Raw genomic sequence first — 16693 nt, forward strand, 5'->3', positions numbered from 1 at the left:
CGTTCGCCCGGTTGTCTGGAATCGATGGCTTTGCGCCGCGACTTGCCGGACCCTTGCCAAATTTGGGGCAAAAGCATACTCATTTCTCACCCGTCACGGATGTAGCAGTGATCGGTTACGGTCCGAAATCATTCGAGGTGATCTCGGTTATCTCCCGGTCCGCGCGGCGGGCGTTGCCCTAGCTTCTTTGGCATGAATCTCCAGCAGCTCCGCTATGTGGTCGCGACTGCGGAGCACCGCACCATGACCGACGCGGCAAGATCGCTTTACATCGCGCAGCCTGCGCTGTCCCGCGCGATCCGCGATCTGGAGCGGGAGCTCGGTATGACGCTCTTCGCTCGTTCAGGCCGTGGCGTGGTCGTCACCGCGCAGGGCCGTCGCGTGGTCAAGCTGGCGAGGGAGGCACTCGATGCCGTTCGCGAGATCGAGGGCCTGGCCAACCACAGCGGCGTCACGGAAGCGGAGCTCCGCATCGCGTCCACGCCCAGCCTCGAACCCGGCCTGGCCGGGCGGCTGCTCCCGGCTTACGCGGCCGAGCATCCGGGAGTACGCGTGCACATCGTTCGCTGCGACGGCAGAGACGGCGTCGTCAGCGCCATCAGAGATCAGCGGGCCGACCTCGGGCTCACCGATCTCCCGGTCCCCACGGACCTGATCACCCATCCGCTCGAGCGCCAGGAGATCGTGCTGATCTCCCCGCCTGGGCTCGACCTGCCCAACCCGGTGCCGATGGGCAAGCTGCACGGCATGCGCCTGGCGCTGCCGGCCCGCGGCAGCATGCGGCGCAGGGAGCTGGACGCGATGTTCGGCAAGTACTCGGTGAGCCCCGTGGTCGTGCTCGAAACCGATGAGCGCAACGGCTGGCTCAACGCGGTACGCACGGGCCAGGCGTCGTTGCTCTGGTACCGCGGCCTGGCGGAACAGGCCAGTCGCGCGGGCCTGATCGTGCGCTCGCTCGAACCCGCCGTGCGGCGCGTCATCGCCGTCGTGCACGCCCGCCGCCGCCTGCCGCTGATCGCCCAGGACTTCCTGTCCACGGCGGAAAAGGGGACAGCGGCCTGACCCGATTAGGAACGATCCAGACCGGCGCTCCCTCACCCGAACCCCCTACCGGGAGACCGGCAACCGCACCACTGCTCGCAGTCCAGGCGCGGCGTCCTCCAGGACGACCGTGCCGCCGTGCGCACGCACGGTCTCACGTACGATCGCCAGCCCCAGCCCGGCGCCGCCCTCATCACGGCTGCGCCCGGAGTCCAGCCTGGTGAAGCGGTTGAAGACGCGCTCGCGATCCTGTTCGGGGATGCCGGGCCCGTCGTCGCTCACCGTCAGCACTCCGTCCGCGGTCAAGGCCACCTCGACCTTGGAAGAGGTGTGGCGTACCGCGTTGTCCATCAGGTTCGTCAGCACCCGGCTCAGGTCGAGGGCGTCTCCGCGCACCACGACCGGGTCGCACACCGTCAGGCGCGCCTCGGCGTACCTGTCGACGGTCTGGCGGACCACCTCGTCCAGCTCGACGGGTTCCCGCCTGGCGGGCACGCCGCCGCGCTCGTCCAGCCTGGCCAGCGCCAGCAGGTCCTCGGCCAGCCTGGACAGCCGCATCGTGTCCTCCAGGACGCCCTCGGCGGTCTCCCGCCAGTCCTGACCCTCCGGGTGTCCCAGCGCGACCTCGAGCTGCAGCCTGATGCTGGCCAGCGGGCTGCGCAGCTCGTGCGCCGCGTCGGAGACCAGCGCCCGCTGGCGCTGCTCGGCCTCCTCCAGCCTGGCCAGCATGCCGTTGAGCGTGGTGGCCAGCGAGTAGACCTCGTCACGCGACTGCGGCACCGGCAGCCGGCGCGACCTGGCCGTGTGCGTGATGTCCGCCGCGCCCCTGCGCAGGGCCGCGATCGGGCGCAGCGTACGGCCGATCATGAGCCAGCTCGCCACCGCGAGCAGCACGATCAGCGCGGGCGTGCCCACCAGCAGCACCCGTCCGGCCGTGACCAGGCTGGTCTGGATCTCGCTGATGGGCCGGGCCGCGATCACGGTCTGCCCGCGGTCCGCGCTGAGCACGATCACCCGCAGGAACCCGGGGACCGCGTACGGCCGCCCGTCCAGGAGCGTGGCCTGCCCCCGCTTGAGCACTTTGTCCCGGGCCTTGGCGTCCAGCAGCGGGACCAGCCGGTCGGTGCCGTACGTCACGTGCGTGATGCGCCCGCCGGCGTCGATGACCTGCACGATCGTGCCGTCGTGCGTGGTGATCGGGCTGGTCAGCGTCCCTGCGTCGGCCGCCACGCGCACGGCCTGCGCCGTCTGCCTGGTGGACTCGTCCACCGTGTCCATCAGCGCCCGTTCGAGCACGCTGACCAGCACCGACGCCGACACGGCCAGCGCCAGCGCGAGCACCGCGGCGGCCGCCACCGTGAGCCTGAACCGCAGCCCCTGCCGCCGCCACCAGACGAGCGGGGAGTCAGCCACCGTCGCCCGCCAGCCGGTAGCCCGCGCCGCGCACGGTCTGGAGCGCGTTCCTGCCGAACGGGGCGTCGATCTTGCGCCGCAGGTAGCCGACGTACACCTCGACCACGTTCGGGTCGGTGTCGAAGGTGTCCCAGACGTGCTCCAGGATCTCCACCTTCGACACGACCTCGTCCCGCCGCCGGATCAGGTACTCCAGCAGCGCGAACTCCCTCGGCGTCAGCTCGATCGAGCTCCCGTCCCGCTCGACCCTGCGCCGGGCAGGGTCGAGCGACAGGTCGCCGGCCACCAGCACCGACGGCCGCCGCCCCGCGTCGCGCCGCAGCAGCGCCCGGAGCCTGGCCACCAGCACCACGTACGAGAACGGCTTGGTCAGGTAGTCGTCGGCGCCCAGGTCGAGCCCGTCGGCCATGTCGTATTCGCCGTCCTTGGCCGACAGCATGAGGATCGGCACCCAGTTCTCCTCCGCGCGCAGCTGCTTGCACACGTTGTAACCCGAGAGCCGGGGCAGCATGATGTCGAGCACCACGATGTCGTAGTCACCCTGCCTGGCCGCGTGCAGGCCCTCCTCGCCGTCGTGGGCGAGGTCCACGGCGAACCCCTCAGCCTGGAGCCCCCGCTGGAGTGCGGCGGCCATCCGCCGCTCGTCCTCGACGACAAGTACTCTCATGTGGCAATTCTCCTGTTCCTGCCCTGAGACAACGCTGAGAAGGCTGAGAGCCGTCTCAGACAGTCTCAGGTCCGCCTAAGGATGCATCACGCAGGCTCTGAACATCGACATACCGTTAAGGAGTGAGATGCGCAGAGGCACGTTCGTGAGGTGGGGAGTGCCGATCGCGGCAGCGGCCGTGATCGGAGCCGCGATCGGCGCCGGCCCCGTCATAGCCGCGGTGAGCGGCGCCCCCGTGCTGCCGGAGCGGTCGGCACAGCAGTTGCTGGCCGACGCCGCGGCGGCGACCGGCAAGGAAGGCGGCATCGCGCCGATGTCCGGCACGGTGCAGCAGACGGCCTCGCTCGGCCTGCCGGCGCTGCCGCAGACCGGTGAGGCGTCGCCGCTGAGCCTGTTGTCCGGCTCGCACGAGGTGAAGGTCTGGTACGGCGGCGAGGGCAAGATGCGGGTGGCCCTGCCGACCCAGCTGAACGAGACCAACCTGATCGTCAACGGCGACACCGGCTGGTACTGGGAGAGCGCCACCAACACGGCCACCAAGCTGACCATCAAGGGGGAGGCCGGGCAGCACAAGCAGGGCCTGCCCACGCCGCGGCCGACCGACGTGACGCCGCAGCAGGTGGCCGAGCGGCTGCTGGCCAACGCCGACCAGCACACGGCGGTTCGCGTGATCAACACCGCCGAGGTGGCGGGCCGGCCGGTCTACCAGCTCGTGCTGGCGCCCAAGGACGCGGGCTCGCTCGTCCAGGAGATCCGCATCGCCCTCGACGGCGAGACGTACGTCCCGCTGCAGGTGCAGGTGTTCGCCAAGGGGTCGGCCGAGCCGGCGTTCCAGGTCGGGTTCACGCAGGTGACGTTCACGCCGCCGGCGGCCGAGAACTTCACCTTCACCCCGCCCGCGGGCGCCAAGGTGGAGGAGAAGACCCTCGGGGCCGACATGGAGCAGGACGTGGCGGCGGATCGCGCCGAGCACGCCAAGGACGTCGCGGAGCGGGCGAAGGTCGTGGGGCAGGGCTGGACGACCGTGGCGGTCGTGCCGTTCTCGCTGTCGGACCTGAAGACCGCGACTCCGTCGGACGGGCGCGAAGGACGCGGCCCTGGTGGTGGCGCGGGTGCCGACCCGAGCGCGCTGATCGACAGCGTGCTGAAGTCCGCCACCCCGGTGAGCGGCACGTGGGGCTCCGGCAAGCTGATCAAGACCAAGCTCGTCACCGCCCTGCTGACCGACGACGGCCGCCTTCTGGTCGGCGCGGTCACCCCGGAGGAGATCACCAAGGCGGCGGGCACCAAGTGACCACCGTCACGCAGGAAGCAGGGGCGCCCTCCGGGGCGGCCCTGCCCCCGGGGGTGCCCCAGGGGATGAACGCGGGGGAGTTCGCGATCGTCACGGAGGGCCTGACCAAGCGCTTCCGCGGTGGCCAGGTCGCCGTGGACACGCTGGACCTGGCCGTGCCGCGCGGCTCGGTGTTCGGCTTCCTGGGGCCGAACGGCTCGGGCAAGACCACCACGATCCGCATGCTGCTCGGCCTGATCGCGCCGACGTCGGGTGGATACTCCGTGCTCGGCCTGCCCCAGGCCCAGGCCCTGCCCAAGGTGGGGGCGCTGGTCGAGGGGCCGGCCTTCTACCCGTACCTGTCGGGCGCCGCCAACCTGATGCGCTTCGACTCCGCCGACCCGACCGCGCCCCGCGCGAGCGCGAAGCGGCGCATCGCCGAGGCGCTCGACCGCGTGGGCCTGTCGGCCGCGGCCGCCAAGCGCTTCCGCAACTACTCGCTCGGCATGCGCCAGCGCCTGGCCATCGCCGCCGCCCTGCTGGGGCCGCGCGAGCTGCTCATCCTGGACGAGCCCACCAACGGGCTCGACCCGCAGGGCACCCGTGAGGTCCGCGCGCTGGTCAAGGAGATCGCCGCCGACGGCACCACGGTCTTCGTCTCCTCCCACCTGCTGGCGGAGGTGGAGCAGATGTGCACGCACGCCGCGATCATGCGTACCGGCAAGCTCGTGGCGCAGGGCACGATCGCCTCGCTGAACGGCGGGCTCGTGACCCGCGTCCGGGTGGAGACGCCGGACGTGGCGGACGCCGCGCGGGTGCTCGGCACGCTCGGCCTCGCCGACGTGCTGACCTCGGGCGGGGAGGTCACGGCGGAGCTCGGCGGCCACGCGCCGGAGCGCGTCAACGCCGCGCTGGTGGGGGAGGGCGTGGCCGTTCGCGGGCTGGCCGTGGTGCGGCCGAGCCTGGAGGACGTGTTCGTGGGACTGACAGGGGAGGGCTTCGATGTCGACGGCTGAGTCGACCGCTGAGACGGCGACCGCTGAGACGGCGACCGCTGAGACGGCGGGGACCACGGGGGCGGAGACCCAGGAGGAGCGCCGCACGCCCGGGCTGGTGCCCGTCGCGGAGTCCATGCGCACCACCGAACGCCGCCCGCCGGAGCCGTCCGCTTCCGCTCCCGCCCCCGCGGCGGGGAGGGTGTGGGCGTTCTGGCGGCTGCTCGGCTCCGAGCTGGGCCTGACGTTCCGCAGACCGCGCAACCTGATGATGCTGGCCGTGCTCGGCGTCGTGCCGATCGTCATCGGCGTGGCGCTGCGGCTCGTGGCCTCCGAGGAGGGGATGGGCGGGCTCGTCCAGGACGTCGTGGGCAACAGCCTGATGCTGACGTTCGTGTCGTTCTCGTTCCTGGTCCTGCTGCTGATGCCGGTCGCCGTCAGCGTCGTGGCCGGCGACTCGATCGCGGGCGAGGCCGGGGCGGGGACCCTGCGCTACCTGCTGGCCGCCCCTGCGGGGCGCACCCGGCTGCTGCTGGTCAAATACCTCAACGCGGTCGTCTTCGCGTACGCGGTCACCGCGGTGGTGGCCCTGACGGCGCTGGTGACGGGCCTGATCCTCTTCCCGGCGGGGTCCGTGACGCTGCTGTCCGGCAGCACGATCTCGATGGCCGACGGGCTGCTGCGCATCCTCATCGCCGTCGGGTACGTCGGCGCCGGGATGGCCGCCCTGGCCGCGGTCGCGGTGGCGCTGTCGACGTTCACCGAGGTGTCCATCGGGGCCATCGCGGCCACCATGGTGCTGGTCATCGTCTGCCAGGTGCTCCGGGCGATCCCCGAGCTGGGCTCGATCACGCCCTACCTGCTGCCGTCCAAGTTCACGAACTTCGACGCCGTGCTGCGCAGCCCGATCGACTTCGGGAGCCTGCGGGACGGGCTGCTGGCGTTCGGGGCGTACATCGTGCTGTTCGGCTCGATCGCCTGGGCGCGCTTCTCCGGCAAGGACATCACCTCCTGACAGCGGCGGCGCCCCGACCGCGGACGGCCGGGGCGCGGGACGCCGGGGACGTCAGGCGGCGGGACGGCGGCGCAGGCCGAGCGCGCCGATCACGACGCCGATGACGCCCACCACGAGGCCGGCGCCGCCGAGCAGGCGGGCGGTGCCGTCGGAGGCCGACGTGGCCGCCACCGGCGTCACCGAGGGAGCGGCGGCGGCCGGAGCGGCCGAGGCCGGCGCCGAGGCCATGCCGTGCTCGTCGGCCCCGCTCGCGGGGACCAGCTTGAGCGTCGGGGCGGGGTGCTCCGCCTCGGTCCCGTCCGTCTTGGGCGCGTCCGACCAGTCCACGACCTCACCCTTGGAGTAGGTCTGCTTCGTCGGGAACACCAGCGAGTCCGTGTCCTTGGGCAACTGCCCCATGGACACCTCGAACTCCTGGAACTCGCCCGGGTTGATCTTGCCGCCGGACCACACGACCTTGGTCACGGCCTCTTCGAGGTCGCCGTACTCGGTCTTGACCGGCTTGGGCAGCTTGCCCTGCGTGACCTTGACTTCCCAGCCCGGCAGGGGCTTGACCGACACGAAAGCCAGCGGATGGTCGACGGGGAAGGAGACCTCGATCTTGGTGGTCGAGGCGTCGTCGCGCTCATTCGGCACCCGGAACGCGACCTTGGTGAATCCGCCCTGCTCGGCGGTGCCCGGCTGGATGGTGACATGGGCCAGGGCCGGGATGGCGAGGCCGACGGTGAGGGCGGTGGCGGCGGCGAGCACGGTCGCCGCACGGCGTGCGAAGGACATGCGGAAACTCCACTTGGTGTACGGGGATGAACAAGGGGTGTCAGACGGTCAGGCGGGAAGTGGAGGACCACGCCTGGCCACGCTGTGCCGGAACTCCGGCTGGAGCGGGACGACCCTCGCCCGGACGATCGGCGCGGCGGGCCGCGCGAACGGCGGCACGGCGACCGCCGGGAGCAGCAGGAGACGGCGGCCGACGAGGCGCAGCAGCGACCAGAGCACGACCTCGCCGCGCGCCAGCCACAGGCCCGTGATCAGCGTGGCCGTCACGTGCGTGAGCAGCATGCCGGTGTTGACCGCCAGGCCGCCCTGGCCGTGTCCGTGCGCCGCGGCCCCCAGCTCGAACAGGCCGCGCACGGAGAAGTAGGCGGCGCCGTCGCCCGCGAACAGCTCGTGCAGCGCCAGCTGCGCCCCCACCAGCACGACGTTGATCGTCGCCGCGGAGCGCTCCTTGCCGCACAGCGCCAGCCCGAGCGCGGACACGCCCGCGAGCCCCAGTCCGGCGACCCACGGCGCGGGCGCCGAACCGCCGCCCAGCACGTGCGCGAAGGCGGCGAGAGCCACGCAGACGGCGGCGAAGGCGGCCGTCCGCGCGAGTCTGAAGGGAAGGTGCGCACGCATGGGTGTGCCCCATGCTCTCACGGGGCAGTGAGTCATGAGACCCGAAGTCCGAAGCCGCACAGTGGCTGGTCCAAAACGGGCATTTAGGGCTAGGGTCGTGCCGACCGCGTTGACATTGAGGTGAGAACGTTGCGGCACTTGGGTGGTTTCCTCATCGGGCTGGTGGTGACGGCAGCCGTGCTGGCGGGCGGTGGCTGGGCCGTTCAGCAGGCCGTCGGCAACGCCGCGGCGGCACCACCGGACAATCAGAAGATGTGGATCGCGCTGGGCGCGATGGCCGCCGTCGGGCTGGTCGTCGGACTGGTGGTGGCGGGCCGGGTCTCGCCCATGGCGACGTTCGTGCCGTCGCTGGTCCTGCTGGCCTGGACGGTCGTGTACGCACTCGACGTGAACAGGGCGATCTCCCTCATTCCGAGCGCCCCGTCGGTCAACCAGATCATCCTGGACGCCGGTCTCGGCGCCAAGACCCTGCTCACGTCGGGCGTGTTCGCCCTGCTCGGCGTGGCGCTGTTCATCCCCGTCCTGATGCCGTCGCGCTGGTCGCGCCAGTACGACGACGTCGACGAGGACTACGAGGCCACGCCGGAGGGCAGCTACTACTGAGCTGTCCCTACTGGGCCGTCCCCGTGTAGAGGCGGGTCACCACGTCCTCGATGCTCGACTGGCCGGGAGAGGTGGCCATCAGGTCGTCGAGCGTGCCGTCGAACGCCAGCCGCCCGTGGTCGATCACCATGACCCGGCGGCACAGGCGCTCGATGTCGCCGAGGTCGTGCGTGGTCAGCAGCACGGTCGTGCCGCGCTCGGCGTTGACCCGCTGCAGGAACTCCCTGATGCCGGCCTTGCTGACCACGTCCAGCCCGATCGTCGGCTCGTCGAGCACCAGCACGTCGGGCGCGTGCAGCAGCGCCGCCGCGAGGTCGCCCCGCATGCGCTGGCCCAGGCTGAGCTGGCGCACCGGCGTGCGCATGAACTCGCCCAGGTCGAGCGTCTCGGTCAGCTCGTCGAGCCGCGACCTGAACGTGGCCCGGTCCACCCGGTACAGGTGGCGGATCAGCTCGAAGCTGTCGACGAGCGGCAGGTCCCACCACAGCGTGGTCCGCTGCCCGAACACCACCCCGATCCGCCGCGCCAGCGACGTGCGCCGGCGCGAGGGGTCGAGCCCGGCCACCCGGACCCGGCCGGACGTCGGCGTCAGGATGCCGCAGAGCATCTTGATGGTGGTGGACTTGCCGGCCCCGTTGGGCCCGAGGTAGCCGACGAACTCTCCCGCCGACACGGTGAACGACAGGTCGCTCACGGCGTGGACGACATTCTTCTTGATCTTGAACGAGCGTCCGGCCCTCTCAAGTTCGATCATCCTCAACTCCCCGTGGATCGGTAGTGCCTGATGCCCTGCCGCCAGGCCAGCCCGGCCAGTAGAGCGAGGACCAGCGCGGCGACCGGCGCGGAGAACCGCAGGAACTCCGGCGTGCCGAACGGGTCGTCCCTGCCCAGCACGTACAGGCCGGGCTGCCAGTTGACGAAGGCCAGCGGGAGCACGTACGTCACGCCCCTGACCAGGTCGCGGCCGTAGATGCTGAGCGGGTACTGGTTGAGCTGGGCGCTGCCGTAGGTGAAGGCGTTGGACACCTCGGGGGCGTCGGTCAGCACGAACTGGACCGCGCCGCCGAGCGTCCAGATCGCCCCGAAGATGATGATCCCGCTGACCAGCATGACGGGGATCATCCAGGCGCGCCTCAAGTCGAGGTCGAGCGCGGCGACGCCGTAGCCGAGCACGACGCACGCCTGCAGGATCCGGCCCACCCTGGCGGGCACGAACCGGTCGGTGGCGAGCTGGATCCACGGGCTGACCGGCCTGATCAGGAACGTGTCGAGGGTGCCCGCCTTGATGTGCTGGCTGATCCGGTCGATGTTGCTGACGAACGTGTCGCAGATGGCGAACGACACGCCGGCGGCGCCGTACAGGAAGAGGACCTCGTCGCGGGAGAAGCCCGCGAGCGTGGTCGTGTTGGCGAAGACGATCAGGATCACGGCGACGTCCACCGCGGCGATGAGGGCGCCGAACAGGGTCATCAGCGCGAACGACACCGGGTACGCCGCCGCGGCCCGGGTCCAGGTCCACAGCAGCAGGAAGTAGGTCCTAACCACCCTGGATCACCACCTTGCGGCGGATCGCCATGGTGGCGAGCGCGCCCAGCCCGAGCAGGATCGCCGCCCAGAGCGATTGGAAGGCGAGCGTCTCCAGGACCGGGGCCTTGCCCAGGTAGAGGTCGGTCGGGAGCTGGACCATGGCCGCCCAGGGCATCGCCATGACCAGGTCGCCGAACCAGCCGGGGAACAGGTGCAGCGGCACGAGCATGCCGGAGAAGAACGTCGTCAGGAGCATCGACACGACCGCGACGCCGCGGTCGTCGAGGAGCCAGCAGACCGACAGCGCCACCAGGTAGCGCCAGCCGAAGCCGACCACCACCGCGACGGCGAAGCCGGCCAGGAACGCCAGCCACTGCCCCGGCCCGGCGGGGACCGTGATGCCGAACACCACCGCGCCGACCAGCATGGGCGGGATGCCGCGGACCAGGAACAGGTACGCGGCCCTGCCCAGGTCCTCGGCCAGCGTCCAGAGCTGGAGCGAGGCGGGCCGGACCAGGTCGAGCGCGATGTCGCCGCTGCGGATGCGCTCGGGGATGCCGAGCCCGCCCCCGAACAGCTGCAACGGGCCGATGAACGCCTGGGTGATGAAGCAGAACGTGACGGCGTCGGTCACGTCGTAGCCGCCCAGCCCGGGGCGGGCCTGCCAGAGCGCGATGAGGATGTAGGCGCGAAGGATGCCGAAGACGCTGTTGGTGAAAGCGCCGGCGATCGCGCCCCAGACGTAGGTGGCGTGCTTGCGGAAGCCGTACCGGACGAGCCGGGCATATAGGGGTATGGTTTTGCACCTCCGGAGAGTGAGGACACGGTGACCAACCGTGTACGGACCCGCGCACGGGTCTGCCGATGGAAAGCATGGAATTATCCGTTGCGGGCCGTGGGCCCCGCAACGCAATTAATCGTTCAACGGTCGGCGAGACGGTAGACGAAGCGCAGGCCCGACCACGTGTCGTCGATCGCGGCCACCTTGTTGTCCACCAGGCCCATGGACAGGCCGTAGTCGCGGACGGGGTTCTCCGAGAGATCCGTGGGCACCTTGCTCGCGCGTTTCGGCCAGCAGACCCACAGGCCGCCGCTCTTCGCCAGCAGGGCCAGGGCGGATGGGAACGCCCCGTGAAGGGCGGCCGAGTCGGGGCAGAAGACCAGTATGACGTCGTACGGCCCGCCGGCCGGGGTCCGATGCACCTCGGCGCCGGGCTCGCCCAGGTCGAGGCCATCGGGGGCATCGATGGCGAGGACCTGGTGCCCGGGCTTGACGCCGAGCTTGCGCGGCAGCGGTGTGCCCGAGTATCCAGCCATGGAGGACAGCGTGTCACAGCGCCGAAATATCCAGGTAAGAGATGAGATACTTACTGGCCGGTAGAAGGATCTTCATTCGGGGAAGGAGATTCATCGGAGGGCCGATATGCAGATCGACCGGGACGTGCTCCCCGACTATCCCTTGAGCTGGCAAGCCCGCGCCCTGACCAGTCTGATGTGGGGCACCCTGAAGCCGGCGTCCACGGTGCTGATGCGCCATCCGCTGGCCCTAATCTGCGCGGCCCGGCTCGGGGAGCTCGGCCGCCTGGTACGCGTACCCCAGCCCGAACACGTCATCATCGAGCCCGCGGAGTTCTCGGCGTGCGGGGGCGAGTGGGTGCACGGCGGGCCGGGGCTCGACGAGGGCAAGGCGGTGCTCTACTTCCACGGCGGCGGCTACTTCTCGGGCTCGCCGCGTACCCATCGGTCCATCACCTGGCGGCTGTCGGTGGCGGCCCGGCGACCCGTGCTGGCGCTCGACTACCGGCAGGGGCCCGTGCACAAGCTGTCGGACTCGCTGACCGACGCGCTGGACGCGTACGACTGCCTGCTGCGGCGCGGCCACGCGCCCGGGGACGTCATCCTGGCGGGGGACTCCGCGGGGGGCCACCTCACGCTGGCGACGCTGCTCGCGCTGCGGGACCGGGCGCTGCCGATGCCGGGCGCGGCGATCTGCCTGTCGCCGTGGGCCGACCTGACCGACATCCCGCGGCACGCCAACCGCTGGCAGGACCCCATGCTCCCGGCCGGGCGGGTGCGCTGGCTGGCCCGCCGGTGGACCTCGGGCCTCGACCCGAGCGACCCGCTGGTCTCCCCGGTGCTCGGGGACTTCACGGGGCTGCCACCGCTCATGATCGTGACCGGCTCGACCGAGGTGCTGCGGGACGAGGCCAGACGGGTGGCCGAGCGGGCGCGCCAGGCCCGGGTGCCGGTACGGTACGAGGAATGGAACCGGATGCCGCACGTCTTCCCGATCCTGGCGGACGTGCTGCCCGAGGCGCGGCTGGTCTTCCGGCACATGGCGCACTTCCTGCGAGCCGTGGCCGCCCGCCGCGCGTCCAGAGGCGACATCGCGGCGGCGTGAGATTTCGGCCCTGCAGTTTTGGCACTGCCCTTTTCGAGGTTCCCGGCGTACGCTGTCAGCTTGAAGAACGTGTAAGGTTAGGTATACCTAACCTGAAGTCAGGGGGCTGTGCATGACCGAGAAGCCCACGGATCACCATCGTGGCGTCGTCCTGCGGACCGAGTGGATCTCGCGGCACATGGTCCGCGTCGTGGTCGGGGGCGACGGGCTGGCCGACTTCGCCACCACCGGCCTGACGGACCACTACGTCAAGCTGGTCTTCCCCTACGAAGGGGTCGAATACCCCACCCCGTTCAGCGTGAAGGCCTGCCGCGAGACGATGCCGCGCGAGTTCTGGCCGCGGCTGCGGACCTACACCGTACGCGCCTGGGACCCCGACAGCCGCGAGCTGACCCTCGACTTCGTGGTGCACGGCGACGAGGGCCTGGCCGGCCCGTGGGCCGCCCAGGCCGCTCCCGGGGACGTCGTGCTCATGCTCGGCCCCGGCGGCGGCTACGCGCCCGACCTCGAGGCCGACTGGCACCTCCTGATCGGCGACGAGAGCGCGCTGCCGGCCATCGGGGCCGCGCTGGAGGGGCTGCCGGAGGGCGCGCAGGCGCACGTACTGGTCGAGGTGGACGCGCCCGAGGACGAGCAGAAGCTCGAGACGGCCGCCGACGCCCGCGTCGCGTGGCTCTACCGGAGCGGCCGTCCCGTGGGCGAGAAGCTCGTGGCGGCGGTGCGGACGCTGGAGTTCCCCGAGGGAAACGTGCACGCGTTCGTGCACGGCGAGGCCGGCTTCGTGAAGGAGCTGCGCCGCCACCTGCGCGTCGAACGGGGCATCGGGCTGGACCGGCTGTCCATCTCCGGATACTGGCGCTCCGGGGCCGACGACGAGGCGTGGCGCGAGATGAAGCGCGACTGGAACCGTCAGGTCGAGGCCGAGGAGGAGTCCGCGATCGCCTCCTAGGCTCCCCAGGCACGCCAGGGCCGAAACACCACTTCAGACCACTGAACCCCAGCACTTACTGACCCCAGAGGAACGAACGCCTTACCTGCAATACCCCTTATGACAGACATGCGGAAAGCCTCCGCGGATCCGGCCACAGTGTGCTTTGCCGAGTCCCGGATCAGAGAGGCGAAACCGTATGGCGCGTGGTGCTGGCGACATGCCTCCTGGCGTGCGGCCGCTTACGGTGGGCGACCCGGTCATCATCGGCCGATACCTGCTCCTCGGCCGCCTCGGCACGGGCGGGATGGGAGTGGTGTATCTGGCCGAACACCCTCGGGGTGGCCTGGTCGCGCTCAAGACGCCGCATGCGGTGCATCTCAACGATGCCACCTTACGCGCGCGCTTCGCCGAGGAAGTGACTTTCTCGCGAAGACTGGTGCCGTTCTGCACGGCGGCGGTCCTGGAGGACGGCGCCGACAAGGACCGCCCGTACCTGGTCACCGAGTACATCCCGGGTCCGGCGCTCTCCCAGATCGTCGCGGCCAAGGGGCCGCTCACGCCCGATCTCGCGTACGGCGCGGCGCTCGGCGTGGCCGCCGCCCTGGTGGCGGTGCACGAGTCGGGGCTGGTGCACCGGGATCTCAAGCCCGGCAACGTGCTGCTGTCCACGCGGGGGCCGCGCGTCATCGACTTCGGCATCGCCCGCGACGTCGACACGCTGGCCGCGCACACGCAGGCCGGACAGGTCATGGGGAGCCCCGGATGGGTGGCTCCCGAGCGGCTGACGGGTGGCCCGGCGCTGCCCGCGTCGGACGTGTTCGCGTGGGGGTGCGTGGTGGCGTTCGCGGCCACGGGGCACCACCCGTTCGGGAGCGGGGAGGCGGATGTGCTGACCCGGCGCATCCTGTTCGACCCGCCGCGCGTCGCGGGCGTGCCCGCCATGCTGCGGCCCGCCGTCGAGGCGGCGCTGGCCAAGGATCCCGCCGACCGGCCCACGTCCGCCGACCTGCTCCGGGCGCTGCTGGCCGCGGGGGGCGTCGGCGAGCCGTGGGACCTGCGGCAGGCGGTGGCCGGGGTGCTGGAGGAGATCTGGACGCCGGTGCCCTATCCGCCCGGCGGCGGGCGGGTACGTCTCGCCTCTTCGACCGGCGAGTCCGGGACGCCGGAGGGGGGTGTGGAGCGTTCCCGTGCGCGCAGGCGCCGGGCCAAGGCGGGGGCGCATCTGTCGCACGCCAGCTTCGCCGCCCTGGCCACGGTGTCCATCGCGGCCCTCACGGTGATCGCGGCGGGCGGCGACGGCACGAGCGTCGGGGGCGGCTCGCTGCTGCCGGGCGACCCGTCGATCGTGCGCTCTTACGGCAGCGCGGACTCGACCGTCCGCCCCTCGTCCACGCCCGCCGCCACCCTGCCGCCGACGAAGGCCGCCGCCCCGCTCACGCCGGCGAGGACGCCCACGACGTCCGTCCCGCACACCCGAACCAAGGCGCCGTTGACGGTGCGCAGCCCCTCGCCCGGCCGGCAGGACACGTTCGGACCGGCCAACAGCAGCGGACCGGGCGGAGAGGACCCCGCCGACTGCGCGAGCCCGGTGCGCAGGCGCGGCAACGCGGTCAGGAGGGACTGCCCGCAGCCGTCGCAGTCGATCAGCACGATCCCGCAGGACGGGCCCGGCGAGTCGCCGGACCCGTCCGTGTCCGTCCCGGAGACGCCGACGGCTACCGGATCTTAGACAGGTCGATCAGGTAGAGGTCGTCCCCGAGCGTGTAGCTGTAGACCCTGCCGGTCGAATCCAGGGACGGCATCCGGATGGACATGCCCTCCCCTGGGATGCCCAGGTCGCCCGACTTGCCGGTGTCCAGGTCGTAGAGTCCCACACCCGCGGGCTTCTCTTCGGCGTATGCCGAGACGTAGAAGCGGTCCTGCGTCGGCGGGTCCGCACTGTGCACGGAGCCGGGCACGTTCTTCTGCGACGAGCCGTCCCGATGCCGGAAGAAGGTCGTGCCTTCCGCGGTCCTGCCCAGGCAGATGGTCACACCGCAGAAGCGCAGCTCCTCGCCGGGGTTGGTGACGGCCGTCCGGGTCTCCCCGGTCTCCACGTTCTGGATCCGGGCGTACTCCGTGCCGTGGGGCTCGCCTCCGCTCCCCGGCGTGCCGATCCACGGCCAGGCCAGCAGATGCATCCCGGCGCCACCCTGGACCGGCTCCACCGTGCCGCCCCCGAGGGGAACGGTGAAGACCCCGCCGGTGTACAGCGAGAAAACGATCTTGTCGTTGACCACGGTGAGCCCGTCGATCCCGCTGCCGTCGTCGGCCGTGTCGAGGCGCTGGTCGGCGACGATCTTCGGGGTGCCGCCGTCCAGCGGCACCGTCCAGAGGTGTGCGACGGAGTCCTTCGTCCCGGTCCACCAGGCCACCTGGCCGCCGCCCACGGCGAAGCCGTTGCCGAAGCCCACCGTGCCCTCGGGGGCCGGGACGTCGGCGATCTTGCGCGGCGTGCCGGAGTCGAGGTCATAGGCGTAGACGGCGTTGACCGATCCGGATTCGCCTCCCTGGGCCTCCATGAGCAGCGTACGGTCGTCGACGAACGTCTGAGGTCGCCACGGCACCCCGTCGGGGGACTTCGCCGAGACCTTCCGCACCGCCTCCGGCCAGACCTTCTCCACCTGTTCGGCCGGTGCCTCGGTGTCCCGCCCGCTGGCGGGGACGGCCGTGATGGTGTCGCCGCCGCGCAGCACGGCCGTGGCCCCGGCCCCGACCAGCACGACCGCCGCGGCGGCCAGCGCGATCCGGGCGCGCTGCCTCCTGCGCCGGTGGATCCGCTCGAGCCGCTGGGGCAGCAGGGCAGGCAGTCCCGGCGCCTGCTCGGCGGCGTGGCCGAGCGTCCTGCGCAGCGTCTCCTCAACCTCGGTCATCGTACGTTCCCCCTGCTCATCGGCTTACTCGGGAGGCCCGCGCGCAGTTTGTCGAGCGCGCGGGAGGCCTGGCTGCGTACCGTGCCGCGGGAGATCCCGAGCACGGTGGCGATCTCGGCGTCGTCGAGCTGCTCGTAGTAGCGCAGCACCAGCACCGCGCGCTGCTTGCGCGGCAGCCCGGCCAGCGCCTGCCACATCCTGCGCTCGTCGCCGCTGGGCAGCAGGTCGTGGTGCTCGCCTTCCGGCAGGTCCCAGGCGAGCAGCTCACGCCTGCGCAACCGCCAGGTGGCGATGTGCAGCCTGGCCATGGTGGTGCGCGCGTAACTCTCCGGATTCTCCTTCAGCCGCAGCCGGGACCAGGCGCCGCGCAGTTTCAGCAGCGCCTCCTGGACCAGGTCGGCCGCGTCGTGCGGATTGCCGGCCAGCACATAGCCGTAGCGCAGCAGCGCGTCACCGCGTTCGGCGACGAACTCCGCGAAACGGGGATCACCTTCCAACAGTCCTCGCCCTTCGTCGTTCC

18 protein-coding genes are annotated in these 16693 nt (G+C 71.3%); 8 read left to right on the plus strand and 10 right to left on the minus strand.

Translation table 11 applies throughout. The features are described from left to right. The first annotated feature begins 192 nt into the window (after window positions 1–192). Entirely contained in the window at window positions 193–1062 is an 870-nt protein-coding gene (locus AB0L65_RS20125; protein ID WP_364247347.1) for a LysR family transcriptional regulator, read from the plus strand. Window positions 1063–1107: 45 nt separating this feature from the next. Here the strand turns inward: AB0L65_RS20125 and AB0L65_RS20130 are convergent, their stop codons facing one another. Together AB0L65_RS20130 and AB0L65_RS20135 are read right to left on the minus strand one after the other, a co-directional pair. After that, entirely contained in the window at window positions 1108–2454 is a 1347-nt protein-coding gene (locus tag AB0L65_RS20130; protein WP_364247349.1) for an ATP-binding protein, read from the minus strand. Continuing rightward, entirely contained in the window at window positions 2447–3121 is a 675-nt protein-coding gene (locus tag AB0L65_RS20135; protein ID WP_364247352.1) for a response regulator transcription factor, read from the minus strand. Before AB0L65_RS20135 ends, AB0L65_RS20130 begins: the two co-directional genes overlap by 8 nt. Before the next feature lie 127 nt (window positions 3122–3248). Between AB0L65_RS20135 and AB0L65_RS20140 the strand changes: the two genes are divergently transcribed. Genes AB0L65_RS20140 through AB0L65_RS20150 form a run of 3 tightly spaced genes read left to right on the plus strand, consistent with a single transcriptional unit; the run spans window position 3249 to window position 6404 of the window. Further along, a complete protein-coding gene (locus tag AB0L65_RS20140; RefSeq protein ID WP_364247353.1) occupies window positions 3249–4415 on the plus strand; it encodes a DUF2092 domain-containing protein in 1167 nt (388 codons plus the stop codon). Continuing rightward, on the plus strand, window positions 4412–5410 hold the full coding sequence (locus AB0L65_RS20145) for an ABC transporter ATP-binding protein (RefSeq protein ID WP_364247355.1): 999 nt from the start codon (window positions 4412–4414) through the stop codon (window positions 5408–5410). The genes AB0L65_RS20140 and AB0L65_RS20145 overlap by 4 nt, the downstream gene beginning before the upstream one ends. Continuing rightward, window positions 5397–6404, plus strand: coding sequence for an ABC transporter permease (locus AB0L65_RS20150; RefSeq protein WP_364247358.1), 1008 nt, complete (start codon window positions 5397–5399; stop codon window positions 6402–6404). Before AB0L65_RS20145 ends, AB0L65_RS20150 begins: the two co-directional genes overlap by 14 nt. Window positions 6405–6455: 51 nt before the next feature. On the opposite strand, the gene AB0L65_RS20155 is transcribed toward AB0L65_RS20150, so the two are convergent. Continuing rightward, window positions 6456–7181 carry a YcnI family protein gene (locus tag AB0L65_RS20155; RefSeq protein WP_364247360.1) on the minus strand — a complete coding sequence of 242 codons (726 nt, stop codon included), beginning with the start codon at window positions 7179–7181 and terminating at the stop codon, window positions 6456–6458. 48 nt (window positions 7182–7229) lie between these two features. Next, window positions 7230–7799, minus strand: coding sequence for an MFS transporter (locus AB0L65_RS20160; protein ID WP_364247362.1), 570 nt, complete (start codon window positions 7797–7799; stop codon window positions 7230–7232). A 120-nt stretch (window positions 7800–7919) separates the two neighbouring features. Between AB0L65_RS20160 and AB0L65_RS20165 the strand changes: the two genes are divergently transcribed. After that, window positions 7920–8402, plus strand: a complete 483-nt coding sequence (locus AB0L65_RS20165; protein ID WP_364247364.1) for a hypothetical protein — start codon at window positions 7920–7922, stop codon at window positions 8400–8402. A 7-nt stretch (window positions 8403–8409) separates the two neighbouring features. On the opposite strand, the gene AB0L65_RS20170 is transcribed toward AB0L65_RS20165, so the two are convergent. The 4 genes from AB0L65_RS20170 to AB0L65_RS20185 all read right to left on the minus strand — a co-directional run bounded on the left by AB0L65_RS20170 (window position 8410) and on the right by AB0L65_RS20185 (window position 11246). Further along, window positions 8410–9156, minus strand: coding sequence for an ATP-binding cassette domain-containing protein (locus tag AB0L65_RS20170; RefSeq protein WP_364247367.1), 747 nt, complete (start codon window positions 9154–9156; stop codon window positions 8410–8412). A gap of 2 nt (window positions 9157–9158) precedes the next feature. Then, window positions 9159–9947 carry an ABC-2 family transporter protein gene (locus tag AB0L65_RS20175; RefSeq protein WP_364247370.1) on the minus strand — a complete coding sequence of 263 codons (789 nt, stop codon included), beginning with the start codon at window positions 9945–9947 and terminating at the stop codon, window positions 9159–9161. Then, window positions 9940–10725 (minus strand): ABC-2 family transporter protein, encoded by a 786-nt coding sequence (locus AB0L65_RS20180; RefSeq protein WP_364247469.1) that lies wholly within the window; start codon window positions 10723–10725, stop codon window positions 9940–9942. The genes AB0L65_RS20175 and AB0L65_RS20180 overlap by 8 nt, the downstream gene beginning before the upstream one ends. A gap of 125 nt (window positions 10726–10850) precedes the next feature. Next, window positions 10851–11246 carry a hypothetical protein gene (locus AB0L65_RS20185; RefSeq protein WP_364247373.1) on the minus strand — a complete coding sequence of 132 codons (396 nt, stop codon included), beginning with the start codon at window positions 11244–11246 and terminating at the stop codon, window positions 10851–10853. A gap of 106 nt (window positions 11247–11352) precedes the next feature. On the opposite strand from AB0L65_RS20185, the gene AB0L65_RS20190 reads away from it, so the two are divergent. The 3 genes from AB0L65_RS20190 (at window position 11353) to AB0L65_RS20200 (ending at window position 14990) form a co-directional block, all read left to right on the plus strand. Continuing rightward, entirely contained in the window at window positions 11353–12330 is a 978-nt protein-coding gene (locus AB0L65_RS20190; protein ID WP_364247376.1) for an alpha/beta hydrolase, read from the plus strand. Window positions 12331–12442: 112 nt separating this feature from the next. Further along, window positions 12443–13279, plus strand: coding sequence for a siderophore-interacting protein (locus AB0L65_RS20195; protein ID WP_364247379.1), 837 nt, complete (start codon window positions 12443–12445; stop codon window positions 13277–13279). 211 nt (window positions 13280–13490) lie between these two features. Further along, window positions 13491–14990: a protein kinase gene (locus AB0L65_RS20200; RefSeq protein WP_364247381.1), complete on the plus strand. Its 1500-nt coding sequence runs from the start codon at window positions 13491–13493 to the stop codon at window positions 14988–14990. Here AB0L65_RS20200 and AB0L65_RS20205 read toward each other — a convergent pair. Together AB0L65_RS20205 and AB0L65_RS20210 are read right to left on the minus strand one after the other, a co-directional pair. Beyond that, complete coding sequence (locus AB0L65_RS20205; protein WP_364247384.1) at window positions 14977–16173, minus strand: hypothetical protein; 1197 nt, start codon at window positions 16171–16173, stop codon at window positions 14977–14979. The genes AB0L65_RS20200 and AB0L65_RS20205 overlap by 14 nt on opposite strands. Then, window positions 16170–16670, minus strand: coding sequence for a SigE family RNA polymerase sigma factor (locus AB0L65_RS20210; protein ID WP_364247386.1), 501 nt, complete (start codon window positions 16668–16670; stop codon window positions 16170–16172). Before AB0L65_RS20210 ends, AB0L65_RS20205 begins: the two co-directional genes overlap by 4 nt. Between the last annotated feature and the right edge of the window lie 23 nt (window positions 16671–16693).

Origin of the sequence: Nonomuraea sp. NPDC052116 (assembly GCF_040680035.1) — a bacterium.
Taxonomy (GTDB): Bacteria; Actinomycetota; Actinomycetes; order Streptosporangiales; family Streptosporangiaceae; genus Nonomuraea; species Nonomuraea angiospora_A.